This is a genomic window from Caballeronia sp. DA-9 (assembly GCF_051615025.1).
Lineage (GTDB): Bacteria > Pseudomonadota > Gammaproteobacteria > Burkholderiales > Burkholderiaceae > Caballeronia > Caballeronia sordidicola.
Genome location: NZ_CP195131.1, coordinates 1,015,975 through 1,029,862, shown reverse-complemented (window position 1 = coordinate 1,029,862; position 13,888 = coordinate 1,015,975). Strand labels below are relative to the sequence as shown.

The 13,888-nt window shown below is 59.3% G+C and carries 9 protein-coding genes; all 9 read right to left on the bottom strand.

Annotated features, from left to right (window positions below):
• Positions 1-9: 9 nt before the first annotated feature.
• Positions 10-1,002: an ABC transporter permease gene (locus ACRWA7_RS04590; RefSeq protein WP_438390256.1), complete on the bottom strand. Its 993-nt coding sequence runs from the start codon at positions 1,000-1,002 to the stop codon at positions 10-12.
• 15 nt (positions 1,003-1,017) lie between these two features.
• The gene (locus ACRWA7_RS04585; RefSeq protein WP_438390255.1) at positions 1,018-2,619 is read right to left on the bottom strand and encodes an ABC transporter substrate-binding protein; all 1,602 of its coding nucleotides are present in this window, start codon (positions 2,617-2,619) and stop codon (positions 1,018-1,020) included.
• 36 nt (positions 2,620-2,655) lie between these two features.
• A complete protein-coding gene (locus ACRWA7_RS04580) occupies positions 2,656-3,747 on the bottom strand; it encodes an ABC transporter substrate-binding protein (RefSeq protein WP_438390254.1) in 1,092 nt (363 codons plus the stop codon).
• Between the two features lie 171 nt (positions 3,748-3,918).
• Positions 3,919-4,941, bottom strand: a complete 1,023-nt coding sequence (locus tag ACRWA7_RS04575) for an aldo/keto reductase (protein ID WP_060859098.1) — start codon at positions 4,939-4,941, stop codon at positions 3,919-3,921.
• 42 nt (positions 4,942-4,983) lie between these two features.
• Positions 4,984-6,111, bottom strand: a complete 1,128-nt coding sequence (locus tag ACRWA7_RS04570) for an LLM class flavin-dependent oxidoreductase (protein WP_438390253.1) — start codon at positions 6,109-6,111, stop codon at positions 4,984-4,986.
• A gap of 12 nt (positions 6,112-6,123) precedes the next feature.
• Positions 6,124-8,652, bottom strand: coding sequence for a TonB-dependent receptor plug domain-containing protein (locus ACRWA7_RS04565; RefSeq protein WP_438390252.1), 2,529 nt, complete (start codon positions 8,650-8,652; stop codon positions 6,124-6,126).
• Between the two features lie 334 nt (positions 8,653-8,986).
• Entirely contained in the window at positions 8,987-10,264 is a 1,278-nt protein-coding gene (locus tag ACRWA7_RS04560) for an acyl-CoA dehydrogenase family protein (RefSeq protein WP_438390251.1), read from the bottom strand.
• Positions 10,265-10,782: 518 nt separating this feature from the next.
• Positions 10,783-12,141: an LLM class flavin-dependent oxidoreductase gene (locus ACRWA7_RS04555; RefSeq protein ID WP_438390250.1), complete on the bottom strand. Its 1,359-nt coding sequence runs from the start codon at positions 12,139-12,141 to the stop codon at positions 10,783-10,785.
• A 172-nt stretch (positions 12,142-12,313) separates the two neighbouring features.
• Positions 12,314-13,510 (bottom strand): hypothetical protein, encoded by a 1,197-nt coding sequence (locus ACRWA7_RS04550; RefSeq protein ID WP_438390249.1) that lies wholly within the window; start codon positions 13,508-13,510, stop codon positions 12,314-12,316.
• Between the last annotated feature and the right edge of the window lie 378 nt (positions 13,511-13,888).

Sequence of the window (13,888 nt, the reverse complement as noted above, 5' to 3'; positions counted from 1 at the left end):
AGGTTCTTATCAATGAAGCGCGATGCGCGGGTCGAGCCACGCGTGAAGCAGATCCACCAGCACATTGGCGGCGATCACGAGCATGGACGAAAGCAGCAGGACACCGAGCAGCACGTTGTAGTCGCGGCCCTGCACGGCTTCGAGCGCGAGACGCCCGAGCCCCGGCCAACTGAAGACGGTTTCGATCACGGCGGCGCCGCCCAGGAGGTTGCCGAGATGCATGCCGGCGACCGTGGTGATGGGCAGGAGCGCGTTGCGCAGCACGTGACGCACGGTTACGAAAAACGGATGCAGCCCCTTGGCGTGCGCCGTGCGGACGTAGTCCTGCCGCTGGACCTCGAGCATTGCGACACGCGTAAGCCGCGCATAGATAGCGACAAAAAAACTGGCCAGCGCGAGGGCGGGCAGCACGGCATGACTGACGCGGTCCACGAGCCAGCTCCAGCCCGTCAGGTTGACGCCTAGCGTCATGTCGCCGCCGCTTGGCAACCACCCGAGCTTCACCGAGAACAACACGATCGCCATCAGCGCGAGCCAGAACCCGGGCATTGAATAAAGCACCAGCGCGAGAAACGACAGGACCCGGTCCGGCCATTTGCCGACCCAGTTCGCCATTGCCACGCCAATGATCATGCCGGCCACGATCGCGAACACCAGCGCGCTCATCATGAGAATGAGCGTGTTGGGCAGGCGTCCCAGGATCAGCGTCATTACTGGCGTGTTGAAGCGCGGTGAAAATCCCAGGCTGAAATGCGCAAGGTGATTCAGGTACGCAAGAAGCTGTTGCCACAAGGTCAGGTCGAGGCCGAAATGGTGGCGCATCATCGCCATGGTCTCGGCGGTGGCCGAGCCGGATTCGCCCGCGAGCACGTCGGCGGCGTCGCCAGGCACCAGTTGCAGCAACGCGAAATTGAGCACCACGACCGCAATGATCGTCGGTATTGCCTGCGCGCTGGTGCGGCGCAGGCGCAGCGCCACGCGTTTCAGATGAGAGGAAATCATGCCGTAGGTTCCGGTTCAGGGACTCAGGTACACGTTGGCGAAATTCGAGTCGAGCCCGTCGGGCGATAGCGTGTGGTCGCGTACCCGCTTGTTGTAGACGGTCACCTGCTTTTGTTCGACGAGATTGATGTCGGGTAAATCGTGCTCGACGATCTGCTGGAACTGCTTGAACAGTTGCACGCGCTTAGCCTCGTCGGGTTCGACCGCCGCTTGTTCGAGCAGGCGGTCAACTTCGGGATTGCTGTAGCCGGATGCATTCGTGAACGGCACGCCCTTGCGGATGCTTTGCGACCAGTAGAGACGCTGCACGCCCACGGTCGGATCGAAGAGATTGCTCATGCCGTTGACGGCAATGTCGAAGTCGCGGTCCGAATAGACTCGCCTGAGATAGGACGGCAAGTCCTGGTTGCGGATCGTCACCGCAATTCCGATCTTGGCGAGCGACGAGCGCAGGTAGGCGGCTGTGCGCTGCGGGATATCGCTGATCGGCAACGGATCGACGATGATCGTAAAACGAACCCCGTCGCCATTGCGCGGAAATCCTGCTGCATCGAGTAGCGCGTTGGCCTGGGTGATGTCGAAGGGATAGGGCGTGGGCGCCGGATCGTGATAAGGGCTCTCGGGAATGATCGGACTGCTGATCACATTTGCGTAGCCGTAGTAGATCGTCTTCGCGATCACATTGCGATCGATCGCGCGGGCAATCGCCTGACGCACTGCGGGCACTTTCAAATATCGATTACCGAGATTGAACTCGACACGAACAACGCCCGCCTCGAATTCGTAGCCGCGCGTTTCAATGCCGATCTTCGGGTTCTGCTTTAACCGCGCGATGTCGGAAAGCGGCACCGGCGTGTTGCCGCCCAGATCGGCGGAGCCTGTTTCGAATGCGATTGACCGGGCAGGCGCATCCGGAATCAGCTTGACTATGATCTTGTCGAGATAAGGCTTCGGCTTGTCCCAATACTCCGGATTGCGATCGTATTCAATGTAACTGCCACGCACCCATTTCACGAACTTGAATGGTCCCGTGCCAATCGGCGCGTTGTTGTTCTGATTCGAAAACGGGTCGGTGCCCTCATAGACATGTTTGGGCACGATAGGCGATTCACTCGCCGAAAACGCCTTGATGAGAAACGGTGACGGCTTCGACAGCACCAGCACTGCCGTGAATGCACCGGGCGTTTTGATCTGCGTCACGTTGGCAAAAGTGCTCTTGCCGCGCGGGTGTACACGCTTGAGCAACTCTATGGAGTAAGCGACATCGGCCGACGTGAAGTCCTGCCCGTCGTGCCACTTCACGCCATGCCGCAAGTGGAACGTGTATTGCAGGCCGTCGGGGCTGACGGACCAAGAGGTCGCGAGTTGCGGCTGCGGATGCAGGGCGAAGTCGTAGGCAAGCAGGCCTTCGGTGACTTTAGTGCTGACCTTGAGGGTCGGCACGGCCGTATTGGTCAAGTCCACGAGCGTGGGCGGCTCGGGATCGACCACGAAGTTGAGCGTCCCGCCGCGCACTGGCGCTGAGACGTCGGCCGCGTTTGCTGACAGGGGCGAACCTGCAAGCAACAGGGCGGCGCAGGCAACAATGAACCGCCGTGGCGGCAAGGCAAATCTCATCGGGGAAATCCTGGTGCGTGAACGTGAACCGATTGCTTAGGCGGGGACTTTCAGGCGACGTTCGGCCAGCAGCGCGCGGGCCGAGGCGAGCGGGACGGGATCGATCCAGCTTGCGATGTCGAAGTCTTGTGCAATGAAGCCTTGCTTGAAGAGAAACCGCTTGAAGTCGTCGAGCGCCGCGATTGCGTCGCGATCCAGGCCGATCTGCAGTTGTGATCCGAGTTGCGCGCCATAGGCGTGACGCGCCCAGTGCTCTGCCGAGCGGGTTTCACGCGCTACATACGCAATCGATGCCTGCGGATGCGCGCTCGCCCATTCGCCGGCTTCTATTGCGCGCGACAGGACGCGGGCGACCAGATCGGGACGCTCGCGCAGCAAGGCTGCATCGACCGTCAATGGCCGCGGCGTGCCGTTGTTGGCATGCAGGCGCTTGTCCGGCTGGTCGCTGAGATCGACAATCGCGCGTGCGCCGATGAGATTCGCCGCTTCCAGTCCGCTCGCACCCTTCACGAACACCACATCGACTTCGTCGCGCGCCAGCGCCAAGACCTCGAAGCTGAATTCCTGGCCGCGTTCGGTTGCAAGCAATCGCGCCGCGCCCGCGTCACCGACCGCGGGTTCGTCGGCGAGGCCGCGCGGCGCGGTGGGAAGATCCACGAGCTGGATATCGTCGAGCGTCAGGCCCACCGCGCCGAGCAACGACACAAAGCCCCGCAGCGCGGTCGCGCGATGAAAGTCGACTACCTGCGCGCGGGTGTTGCGCGGCAGGCCGAAACGCCGCCCGCGCAAGTTGGCGGGGCCCTCGATTCCCGTTGATGGAAGCGCAATCAGACCCTGGAATTCATCCACCCATGAGAGCCCGATCACGCGAGTGTCCGCACCTTGTGCACGCGCCCATAACGCGGGAATGTTGCCGCCCTGGCGAAACGAATGCGCTTGCGAGTGCGTAAAGTGCGATTGCCGGATGGCGGGGTCGTTCGAATCCTGCAACGCTTTAACGTCGATACCGTCGCGCGCGAATTCGTCCTGCAACCATCCTTGTTGAATGGCGATGCCGAACGGGGTAGGCGCGGGGCAGCGCGTATACCAAAGACGTTTGACAGGAAGCTTGTCGGTCGAATGGGTCATGGTGCATCCATGGAATGTGGGGGCGAAGCGAAGAGGACATCGCTTCGCTCGCGGGCCTTGGCGAAGCAACTTGGCTTTTGATCTTAGTGAGTCGCGATGACTGCGCATACGAAGCATTCGTCGTAAATATATGAAGCACGTGCTGATATCCGAAGTCATCGCAACGATGAATCATCTGCTAGCGGATGTCCTCGGCTGACGGCCGAAAAACGGATGGCCCGGATCATTGAATCCCGGTGTGGAGGCATGGCCCGGCGTCACCAGAGAATCCACGAAGGCTTCGTCCTCCGCCGTGAAACGGTAGGCGAGCGCGGGCAGATAATCGTCCCATTGCGCTTCCGTACGCGGCCCCGTGATCGCCGCCGTGATCAGCTTGTTGTTGAGCACCCATGCAAGCGCGAACTGTCCGGGCGTGATGCCGCGTTCCTCGGCGTGACGCTTGACCTGCTGCGCCAGCGTCAGCGACTCGGGTCGCCATTCCGTCTGTTGCAGGCGTTTGTCCTGACGGCCCGCGCGCGTGCCGGCTGCAGGAGTTTCATCGGGTTGGTACTTCGCGGTCAGCACGCCGCGGGCAAGCGGGCTGTAGGGCACCACACCAAGTCCAAAATAATCGGCCGCTTCGAGCTGCTCTATTTCAACTTGCCGGTTCGCGAGGTTGTAGAGAGGCTGCGAGGCAATCGGCCGGTCGACGCCGAGCGCATCCGCGGTACGGCTGAATTCGGCGATCTTCCATGCACGATGATTCGACAGCCCGTAGTGACGGATCTTGCCCGCGCGAATCAGGTCGTCGAGCGCGCGAACGGTTTCCACGATCGGCGTATCATGATCCTCGCGATGCAGGTACAACACGTCGATATATCCTCCGCCAAGCCGTTTCAGGCTGCGATCCACTGCTTCGATAATATATTTGCGCGACGCGCCCCGATCGTTCGGACCGTCCCCGCGCGGGCTCGCGATCTTGGTCGCGAGCACCCAGCTATACCGGCGTTCCGCGATCAGCCGGCCGACCACCTGCTCGGACGCGCCGCCCGCGTAGCCGTCGGCGGTATCGATGAAATTGACGCCTTGTTCGAACGCCTTGTCAGCGATGCGGCGCGCGGTGGGTTCGTCCGTCTGCCCGCCGAACATCATGGTGCCGAGGCACAGCGGGGACACCTTGATGCCGCTGCGGCCGAGATTGCGATACGTTGCCATTGGATAGTCTCCGTGTTGTTGGCGAAAAGAAAATGCGTTGAATCAAAGGCGCAGCCCTGCTTGCTTGAGCAAGGGCAGAATGCGTTCGCCGAAGTATTCGAGGTCGGGAAGGAAGTCATAAAAACCAAGCTGCACGCCGTCGATTCCGGCCTTCTTCAGCGCGGCGAGTTGTTCCACCACCTGCTCGGGCGTACCCACGATCTCGATGTTGCCGCCGAGGCCGAGTCCTTGCTTATGCGATGCATCCAGGCGCCCGCGCCACGCGTGCGCGTCGCTGTCGAAACCGCCGAATGCGCCCTTGATCGCGTTGCGGGAGATTGCATCGGCATACGCGTTGGCTTCGCGTTCGGTGTCTCGGCTCACGATGACCGGGTTGATCACGGTGCGCACCGTGCGGCCCGCGCGCGCAGCTTGCGCCTTGATATTGGCAATATGAGCAGGCAATGTTTCGAGTGCGCTGTCGATATGCGCGCCCCCCGGGCTCGTGATGAACACGATGTCCGAATACTTCGCGGCAAACGCAATCCCCGCTTCGGAGCCGGTTGCATTCACCAGCACCGGACGTCCGAACAACGGTTTCGGCGTGATGTAGCCATTGCGTACTTTCCAGGGCGACTTGCCTTCGAACGAGAAGTTCTCGGTATCGGTCCAAAGGCGCTGGACGACATCGAAGAGCTCCCTCGCCAGTTCATAACGCGTATCGTGCTCGATGCGGTCCCAGCCGAACATCTCATGCTCGACCGCGCGATGCCCGGTCACGATGTTGATGCCCCAGCGGCCCTTGGAAATATGATCGAGCGTGGCGCCGTACTTGGCCAGATGCAGCGGATGGATGGGGCCATAAAGCACGTGGATGGTCGAAATCAGCAAGATGTTCTTCGTGATCGCGGCCATGGCGCCGAGGGCGATGAATGCATCGAGCGAGGCCTCGCCGTCATAGCCGCCTTTTGGCAGCCATTGCGTGCGGCTGAACGCGAGATCGAAACCGAGTTCGTCGGCTTTACGCACAACGTCCGCGTTGTAGTCGAAGGTCCACGTCGAAGTCGTCGGCAAAGTGGACAGGCGGATGTCCTGGAGGTTCAGGAAGACGCCCAGCATCAAGGGCTGCTTGAACGCATTGGCAAGCGGGCTGCCTGGAATGTCAGCGGGAGAAACGGTTTCGTATGTCATCGCATTCCTTGATTACCACACCACGTCGAGACGCGCGTAATAGAAGCCTCCGTTCACCCCGTAAGGCGAATACCAGCTCGGATTCGGCGTGGAAACGGGGAAGCCGAAATACTGAATGGCGGCGTCGGGAAGATTGGGCGGCTTCTTGTTGAACAGGTTGTTCGCGCCAATGGACAGCCTCGATTTCTTCGTGAGCCAATAGCTCAGGTTGAGATCGGTAATGAAAGCCGCGGGCACGTGCTCGTCACGATCTGCGGAAATTGCATTGAGTCCGGTAACACTCGAATAGCGCGTTTCCTTCACGAAGAGACCGAACTTGCCGTAGGTCCAGTCACCGGACAGCGACGTGATGTTCTTTGGATTCGCCACGGTCAGGCGCCCCTGCGCGTCGCGTCCAATCAACTGAACGCCCTTCGCGCTCAAGATGCCCGGATTGTTCAAGCTGCGAATCTGCTGATTCTGCTGCGTGCTCATCAAGGTCCACTTCACGTCGCCGTATTTACCCAACGGTGTGAAGTAATCCGCTATGACGTCGACACCCTGTGTCACGGTCGTGCCCGCATTCGCAAAATACGACACTGTCTGGTTAGGGCTTTGGCCTGCAGCGGTCAGCAACGCCTGGACGGCTGAGCCTTGCAGCGCGGTCGACTGGACAATGCGGTCCTCGATCACGATCTGGTAGGCATCCACGGAAACATTGAGCCGCTCGATTGGCTTGAGCACGAAGCCGACGCTGAAGCTAGTCGATTTTTCCGGCTTGAGCGCGGTCGCGCCCAATGCCTGCGCAGCGGGATTCGAAGCGGGGACCAGCTTGGCGATCTGCTGGATCCATGCGCCGGTGAAGACGTCGCGGTTATAGCTGGAACTGATGTTCGTGAAATATGTGTCCTGCAACGAGGGCGCTGAAAAGCCGTTGCTGACGGTGCCGCGAACCGCGAGAGCCGGGGAGAACTCGTAGCGCGTGGAAAGCTTGCCGCTTGCGACGTTCCCCACGCCCTGGTTGTAGTGTTCGAAGCGGCCCGCTAGGTCGACCGTCCACTTGCTGGTGAGCGCCTGGGCCAGGTCGATGTACGCGGCGTCGTTGGTACGGCCGTAGGAGCCCGCCGCAGCCGGCGAGAAACCGCCCATGCCGGCGGAACCAGGGGAGATGGGCTGGCCCGCAAACGGGCCGGTGGCAGGCACGTAGCCACCTTGCGCATACGATTGATAGTCGCCCACGGTCTGCTGGAACTCATCGTACCGATGCTCGAAACCGAAGGACACCTGCAAGGGTTTGTCGAACAGGCCCGTGTTGAACTTGCGGGTGAGGTCGAGGTTGGTGGTCCATTCGCCCGCGACCAGCGTGCCCAGATAAAAATTGGTGGCGCTCGCGGGTCCAAAGGAAGGACTCAGCGCGTTGTTGTTCTCGACCCTTGCGTCGTCACGCCCATACGATGTGCTCAGGTCCCAGTCCCAGCCGAGCAGATTGGTTCCCTTGACGCCCGCGACCACCTGATAGTCGTTGTCCTGCACCGCGAATTGCGGCAGGAATCCCTCCGGATAAAACGACAGGTTGTTCTGCGACGAACTCGCCGACCGGTAGGTCCCGAATCCCTGGGAAAACCGGTGGCTGTACGTTGCGTTCGAATAAACCTGAATGGAGTCGTTGATCGGCAGATTGAAGTTATAAGAGAAATTTTGCGTCTGCGTATTCGGTTGCCCCATGATCTGCCGGTAACGGGAGTTGGTGGTCTCTCGCGGATCGGGTGAACCATTTGGAAGCAAGGGGTAGATGTTCGTATTGTTCGGTACGGGGCCGGCCACGTTCGTATCCTTCTGGGTGACGACCGCAGCGCTCAGGTTCAGCGAGCCTCCGTGCGGAAGCGCTATGCCCTGGTTCAGCGAAAAATTCCCGGTTCTTCCATTCTGTCCAAGGCCGCCCACATTTGCATTCGCGTTCTGTCCGTACTCGCCGCTCAGGCTGCCACCGCTGGAATCGGACTTGAGAATGATGTTGATCACGCCCGCAATGGCATCCGACCCATACTGCGCGGCAGCACCATCTTTAAGGATCTCGATATGATCGATCGCACTGACCGGAATCAGGTCGAGATCGGTTCCCGTTCCGCCAATACCGGCAATGACAACAGCCGACGAATGCCGGCGCTTGCCGTTCACCAGCACCAGCACCTCATTGCCGCTCAGACCGCGCAGGCTGGCGGTATTCACGCCAATCCCCTGCTGGCCCTTGAAGCCCGGCACGTTGGCATACGTGGGGTCGAGCGACGCCAGTGCATCGCGAAGATTCTGCTTGCCGGTTTTCGCGAGCTCGGCGTCGCTGATGACCGAAATAGGCGCGAGGCTGTCGGCCACGGTCTTCGTGTCGCCACGGGAGCCCGTGGTGACCACGACGTCCTGAACTTTCGCGATATCACTGCCGGCTGTTACCGATTGCGCCCATGCTCCGGCGCCATACAAACCTCCGAGCGCCACCGAAATGGCGGCCAGCCGCGGCGTACTGCGCTTCGAGACACGAGCGTTTCGTCTATCAGGCCGAGACATATTAATCCTTGATGCAATCCTCATCCGCTTGCTTGAGTTGGCGGGCGAAAGGCGATTAAATGGAATTGACAGTGCGTTCTCAATCAAGCCGGAGAAGGGCGCGCGAAGTCGCCCATCCTCTGGCGCAGAGAGGCGGAAACTGAACTAATCGGGAAAGTCATTTACTGAAGTGCAACTGCACGATATCAAAAATAGTTTCTGATCCTAACGAACTATTTCTTATTTCGTTGTGTCGTAATTTTTCGGTTTTCCGATCGCTTGTCATTGCGCGCGCGTGCGTCATCTGCGTCCGCGCGGGTTGCGGTTCCCACGGCGCAGCAGCCACGCGGATCAATCAAAACACGCGGCCTTCATCGAAATCAGCGCGCGCGCCGTTCAGGTAAAAATCGCCTATCACGCGCCCCTTTAGAAGAAGTGGATTGTGATTGAGGATCGTGCGGATATTTCGCCAATGGCGATCGAAGTCGTACTTGCGTGAGGTCGCCGACCCGCCGCCAGTATCGAAAAGTTTTTCAGCCGCGCGAATGGCAAGCTTGCCCACCACGATCTGCGCCTTCGAGTTCGCGAGCGCGCTTGCCATGACAAGTTCATCAAGGTTGGGTGCGCCCGCCACAATACCGGCCGCAGCGATATCGAGCGTTTTTGCCACGTCGGCAATGATCACGTCAATGGCGTGAGTCGCGGCGGCGATATCGCCCACGACCTGCTGCACGAAGTGATCGCCGCGCGCGGTTTCCGAATGACTGTGCTTGGCCGAGCGCGCCTGTTTTTGCGCATATCCCACTGCGTCGCTAAAGACATTTCGCACGATGCCGGCAATGCATGCCACAAGGTGCAACTGCGCGCGTGTTGCATTGTGACGGCGAACGAAGGGATCGCCGTCCAGCCGGGATGTGATCTCGTCCGGAAACACTTCCACGTCGTCGAGATCCACACCGCCGCTTGCCGTCAGGCGCTGGCCCATGCCGTCCCAGTCATCGAGGATCTGCACGCCCTTGCGGTTGGCGGGAACCAGCGCGCCGGTCACGCGGCCTGCTTCGTCCAAGGCCGTGAAGCTGGTGTAATCGCAAAAGGCTGCGCCAGTCGCATAGTATTTCTTGCCCGTCAGAATGTATCTGTCGCCATGCTTGACCAGTTTCGTACGCAACATGTTCGGACGCGGCGTATTGATCTCCATATGGGCGCCACCGAAGAGTTTGCCGTCAAGCACCTCCTGCACATATTTGCGGCTGAGCGGCGCGCGTGGATCGACCGCGATGGATTCGAGAAATCCAAAATGGCTACGCAATGCATGCGCCACATTCGAGTCGGCGGCGGCGAGCGTGCAAATGATTTCGACCTGGTCGGCAAGCGTTCCGCCGGGGCCGCCCAGTTGTTCGGGCACGCGTAGCCAAGTCAGTCCGGTCTGGCGAAGCGTGCGGAAAATCTCGAACGGCAACTCCCGGCCGAGTTCGCGGGCAACTGCGCCTTTGGCGATTTCCTTCGCAACAGAGGGAAGGTCTGCGAGGATCTGCTCGCGGCTGCGGCGAACGGGAGCATGGCTGGCCTTTGAATGACCCTGATCTAACGTCGGCTCAACGGAGGACGTATCTTGCACAAGCTGGACGGACATTGGCCTGCGTTCCTTGGCTTTTAGATATTGCGAATGTCTGAAGGGATGCGAAAACTGGATACGGATCTGATCTTGAAGCGACCGTCTCCGGTTACTGAATGCAAGAGCCCAATGTGCGTGCCTGGATGAATTCATCGCGCTCAGAGCGCTAGATTGAAGCATCGCGTCTACTTCGTCGCAACGAAGCTATTGGAATTTTCTTTACATGAAAATGATCCGGCAGTTATCAGCCACGGGCAGCTAGCCTATGCACCGGAGCTTGTTTCGTGCATGCGTCGATGAAGTGGATGTAGCGCCAGTAAGCGGCGTTTAGCAAGCGGATCCGATGCATCCTGAAACCGCGCCAGGACCAAGCTGGATTTCGCGTCTTCTCAAACATACTGATTAGGTATACAAAATTTATAAGAAAAATACACAGGCGATGGTGAGTCATTTCGTGGTTACGGTACCGGCGGCGAGTATGGTGGGAGGCGTGGCCGCGATAACCGGCCATCGATGTTGGTACTAAGGAAATGACCTCAACCTGCAAGGCGTTGTCGAGCAACCTGGGCATGCCGGTTTTCGGGCCGCGGCAGGCCGAGATTCTCGCGTAGCGTCTTGCCTTCGTATTCCGTGCGAAACAGCCCGCGCCGCTGCAATTCGGGCACGACCAGCTCGGCGAATTCAGTGAGTCCGCCTGGCAACCATGGCGACATGATGTTGAAACCATCCGCGCCTTCTTCCTCAAACCATTGCTGCAGTTGATCCGCAATACTCTCTGGCGTGCCGACGATTTGCTGGTGTCCGCGCGCGCCGGCTATGCGCAGGTAAAGGTCGCGAATGCTGAGGTTTTCCCGTCGCGCCAGATCGAACAGCAATTGCTGCCGGCTTTTGCCGCCATTCGTTTCGGGCAGATCGGGCAAGGGTCCGTTGACCGGATATGCGGACAAATCGACGCCGCCTGTCATCTTCGATAACAATGCGAGGCCGACATCGGGATGAATCAGGTCCTGTAGCGCATTGAACTTGGCGCGGGCCTCGTCGTGTGTCTTGCCGATGACCGGGAAGATACCCGGCATGATCTTGAGATCCTCGGGGCGCCGTCCGTAGCGCCCGAGTCTGCCTTTCACGTCGCGGTAAAACGCCTTCGCTTCGTCGAGTGTCTGGTGCGCGACAAAGATCACCTCGGCGGTTTGCGCGGCAAGTTCGCGGCCCGCATCCGACGCACCCGCTTGCACGACCACCGGCCAGCCTTGCGGCGAGCGCGCGACGTTGAGCGGGCCGCGCACCTTGAAATGCGGGCCGCGATGATTCAGCACGTGCAGCTTGACGGGATCGAAATAAATTCCGCTTTCCCTGTCGCGGATGAACGCGTCGTCCTCCCAACTGTCCCAAAGGCCCGCGACAACGTCCAGGAACTCGCGCGCGCGTTCGTATCGGACCGCGTGAGCCGGGTGTTGCTCGAAGCCGAAATTGAGCGCTTCCGTTTCACTGCTCGATGTCACCAGGTTCCACCCAGATCGGCCGCCGCTCAGGTGATCGAGCGAGGCGAATTTGCGCGCGACGTTGAATGGCTCATTGAATGTGGTGGAGACCGTCGCGATCAAGCCGATGTGCGTGGTGGCAACGGATAACGCGGCGAGCAACGTTAGGGGTTCGAAATGATCGGCGCGTGCGGTTCTAGAAAGCGACGCCAGATTCGTGTCGCGGATGCCTACGCTGTCTGCGAAAAAAACCGCGTCGAACTTGGCGCGCTCCGCGATCTGCGCAAGTTGAGCGTAATGAGCAAAGTCCAGTCCGCCGGTCAGATGCGTCTTGGGGTGACGCCAGGCGGCAACATGATGCCCCGTCTCCATCAGGAAAGCACCTAGCTTGATCTGACGCCTGGCTTGGCTCATTGTCTGCTCCGCATTGTTGGATTGTTGATTGGCTGGAAGAGGATGCAAGAGGGTGGAAACGCTCGACGCATATTCTTTGTCGCGAAAGCGGTTTCAACAATCAACGATTTTTGCTTTGCATATTCAGTGCAGATTCCAATGCATGGCGGTAGATGGCTTGCTCCCGCGCCAACTAAGCCGTGCGCCTACGCACAGCGGCGCGCGCTGTCGTGACTTGGCCGCTGTCGGTTGCAGAGGGCCGGGGTGCGTCTTCGCACCACCATTGCACGAGACTTTCCCTGGGAAAATGTCCCTGAGCGTTGACCGTCACCCGATTCGTGGCCCATGCAGCGCCAAGTGACTTTACAAACGTTTGCGTTACCAGCGTTTGGCTTTCGCTATAACGATCGATCCGCATCACATCAAGTACCAGACGCGCTTTACCTTCACGCGATGCATGCGTGTACTGGGTTGCAAACGCGATTTCGGCTTGCATCGACACGCGCTTGGTCGCAGCTTGCAAGCGGACGATGCGATCGACCATAAGCTCGCCCTTGCAAAGTGCGAGGGCATTGAGCGCCTCGTTCTGGACTTCGCGGATCGGGAAAATCGTTCCTGGGTGGAGCGCGGAGATGATCCGGGCTTGCGCTTCGAACGCGTTCAACAGGCGTTGACCGGTCCCGGAGGTAAAGCGTGAAGTCGATATATCCAGCCAGGTCAATGAGAGCGCAAGCGCTGTCAGCCATGCGCCGCGCGCCGCGTCCTCCTTCAGCCACTCGAAAAGCGGGACACCAACGAGATCGGGAAGCAGGGCGCCCAGGCGTCCGTTGCCCTCCGCTCGCTGGTTAAGCATAAAGATGGCTTGGACATCGGCGTCGAATTCGCGTGCTTGCCGAACCAGCGGGTCGTTGCCCGCAAACGTATAGCCCGTTGCAATGTGTACGAATTCGCGTGCCACGATCAGGCCGATCCACATTTCGCTTATGAAAGCGGCGAGCATGGCCGCGGTATCGCGACTATGGCCGAGGCGATTCACCAATGACCGCGCTATCGACTTCGAGTGATGCAAACCCGCAGCGAGCGCGTGCCGCGCCAGTTCGGCTGATTCGCGATGAATCACTTGGATCAGTCCGACCGTGACCACGATCGCATCGAACGAAGCGCACGAGACGCTCGTGTTCTGGGCGCGATCCGAAGAGGAGCTCAGCGCGAACAACACCGGACGCGCAGGATGTCTGCAGCTTTTGGCTGCTTCATCGACTTGCTGTTTGCAAACCGTATAAAAGTCCCTGATATATGGCCAATCCGTGTTCCCTGTTGGGATATAGGGCTTGCCAAATTCTGCATCAAGCGATTTTTCGATTTCGTTCAATTGTTCGACGGTCGGCATGCTTGCCAGACGATCCGTAAGGCTTAACCGGACGGCGGGAATTGGCTTTGCAGGTCTCCAGGGCATTCGGCAAGTTCTCGAGAGGCTTAAGATGCGCGATCTTAATTATCCCAATGCTCATGCCAAAACGATTAATTGACCTATGCTAAGCAGTCCACCGGTTATAAACCGGGGCATTGTTCATGCGTATAACATGCGCTTTAGGTCGTTTAAATTAAGTCATAGGTCAATGACCGCGGCCGTTGAGGTGTAAGCAAAAGCGGCGTTGTTTGTAGATGCCCACAGCACACGTCTTTGCAGCAAAGCGCGTATGCAAAGCTTAAATTGATAGAGCAAGGCCGCCAACCGGCGATTACATTGTCACGTTGTGAGGTAATG

Bases quoted from the DNA above. Each gene is read 5' to 3' on its own strand.
- ACRWA7_RS04565 (WP_438390252.1), bottom strand. From the start codon at position 8,652: ATGTCTCGGCCTGATAGACGAAACGCTCGTGTCTCGAAGCGCAGTACG.
- ACRWA7_RS04555 (WP_438390250.1), bottom strand. From the start codon at position 12,141: ATGAGCCAAGCCAGGCGTCAGATCAAGCTAGGTGCTTTCCTGATGGAG.
- ACRWA7_RS04560 (WP_438390251.1), bottom strand. From the start codon at position 10,264: ATGTCCGTCCAGCTTGTGCAAGATACGTCCTCCGTTGAGCCGACGTTA.
- ACRWA7_RS04590 (WP_438390256.1), bottom strand. From the start codon at position 1,002: ATGATTTCCTCTCATCTGAAACGCGTGGCGCTGCGCCTGCGCCGCACC.
- ACRWA7_RS04575 (WP_060859098.1), bottom strand. From the start codon at position 4,941: ATGGCAACGTATCGCAATCTCGGCCGCAGCGGCATCAAGGTGTCCCCG.
- ACRWA7_RS04570 (WP_438390253.1), bottom strand. From the start codon at position 6,111: ATGACATACGAAACCGTTTCTCCCGCTGACATTCCAGGCAGCCCGCTT.
- ACRWA7_RS04580 (WP_438390254.1), bottom strand. From the start codon at position 3,747: ATGACCCATTCGACCGACAAGCTTCCTGTCAAACGTCTTTGGTATACG.
- ACRWA7_RS04585 (WP_438390255.1), bottom strand. From the start codon at position 2,619: ATGAGATTTGCCTTGCCGCCACGGCGGTTCATTGTTGCCTGCGCCGCC.
- ACRWA7_RS04550 (WP_438390249.1), bottom strand. From the start codon at position 13,510: ATGCCGACCGTCGAACAATTGAACGAAATCGAAAAATCGCTTGATGCA.